Here is a 1,823-nt window from a genome sequence, read left to right as displayed (position 1 = left end):
CTGCCGGCGCGGCGGCCGGCGGCGGATTGCAGCCGGCCAAGGCCGCGGTGAGCAGCAAGGCAACCATCCCGGACAACCGCTTCATCGGCACTGCCTTACTTCACGCCGTGCATCAGCTTCTGGATCAGCGGCGCGATCAGGAACAGCAGCACGCCGGCGCCGATCAGCACCCAGAAACCGAAGGTGTAGCCGGCCTGCGCCGACGCCACGGTCATGCCGCCTTCGCCGCTGACGCTGCTGGCGAAAATGCCCGACAGGTTGTTGCCGATCGCGGTGGACAGGAACCAGCCGCCCATGCCGAAGCCGATCAGGCGCACCGGTGCCAGCTTGGTCACCATCGACAGGCCGATCGGCGACAGGCACAGCTCGCCGACCGACTGGATCACGTAGACCATGAACAGCGTCCAGAACGGGATCTTCAGGCTCTGCGGGTCCACTAGGCTGGACAGCGCGAACATCAGCAGCAGGAACGCCAGGCCGTTGAAGATGATGCCCAGGCCGAACTTGCGCGGGATCGACGGATTGGCCTTGCCCATCTTGACCCACATCCAGGCGATGACCGGCGCCAGGGTGATGATGGCCAGCGAGTTGACCGACTGGAACCAGCCCACCGGGAACGTCCAGCCGCCGAAGTCGCGCTGGACGATGTTCTGCGCCAGGAAGTTGAACGAGCTGCCGGCCTGTTCGAAGAACATCCAGAACAGCACGTTGAAGGCGAAGATGATCAGCATCGCGATCGCCTTGTCACGCGCCACCGCACCGTTGGCGAAGCTTCGCGCAGGATCAGCACGCACAGGCCCACGAACAGGATCGTCAGCAGCACCTGCAGATTGTTGGCATCGATGGTCAGCAGGAAGTAGATCGCCGGGATCGCCACCAGCACCCCCAGCACCACCAGCAGCAGGCGTCCGAAACCTTCCGCGCCGGCCAGCGGACGGCCGATGCCCTTGAGCTGGGCTCGGCCAAACCAGAACCACACCAGGCTGATCAGCATGCCCACGCCCGAGGCGATGAACACCGCCTTGTAGGCCGGCATCTGCGAGGAGCCGCCGAACATGTTCTCGGCCAGCCAGCCGGTCAGGATCGGCGCGATCAGCGCACCGGCGTTGATGCCCATGTAGAACAGGGTGAAGCCCGAATCACGGCGCTCATCGCCGGTGGCATACAGCTGGCCGACCATGGTCGAGATGTTGGGCTTGAACAGGCCATTGCCGGCCACGATGGTGGCCAGGCCGATCTTGAACACCATCTCGTTCGGCACCATGACCAGGAACAGGCCGGCCGCCATCACCACCGCACCCAGCAGGATCGAGCGCTGGTAGCCGATCACCCGGTCGGCGACATAGCCGCCGAACAGCGCCGCCGCGTACACCAGCGCCAGGTAGGCGCCGTACAGCTTGCTGGCCGAGCCCTCACCGGCGGCGTCGCCGTTGAAGAACTGCGCCACGATGTACAGCGCCAGCGCCCAGCGCATGCCGTAGAACGCGAAGCGCTCCCAGAACTCGGTCATGAACAGCATCCACAGCGGACGCGGATGGCCAAGCGTGGTCTTGAACTCCGGCACGGGCGCCGGGGTGGATGCGGAATTCGGCGCGGCAGCGCTCATGCGGGACTCCCCTGAACAATTCGTTGGGTAAAGAAATCGGCCGGAACCGGCGCGACGGGCGAGGATCACAGAAGCGTCCGCTTCACGTCAAATAGAGGTTGCGCCGGTCAGGTCCCGGTCACGCACGGCCATGGCCGCCGCGCAAACCACCCGGCCGCCGCCGCAACCTCATGAATGCGCCGCAATGCCGCCAGCGCCCAGCGCGTGGCGGCACACC

The 1,823-nt window shown here is 65.6% G+C and carries 1 pseudogene; it reads right to left on the bottom strand.

The features are described 5' to 3' along the window. Positions 1-95 precede the first annotated feature (95 nt). A pseudogene (locus tag JCM9942_RS15075) lies at positions 96-1,606 on the bottom strand (peptide MFS transporter). Positions 1,607-1,823 lie beyond the last annotated feature (217 nt).

Origin of the sequence: Stenotrophomonas pictorum JCM 9942 (genome assembly GCF_001310775.1) — a bacterium.
GTDB classification, from domain to species: domain Bacteria; phylum Pseudomonadota; class Gammaproteobacteria; order Xanthomonadales; family Xanthomonadaceae; genus Stenotrophomonas; species Stenotrophomonas pictorum.
The sequence above is the reverse complement of the archived record's forward strand: the minus strand, read 5'-3'. Positions and strand labels throughout refer to the sequence as shown.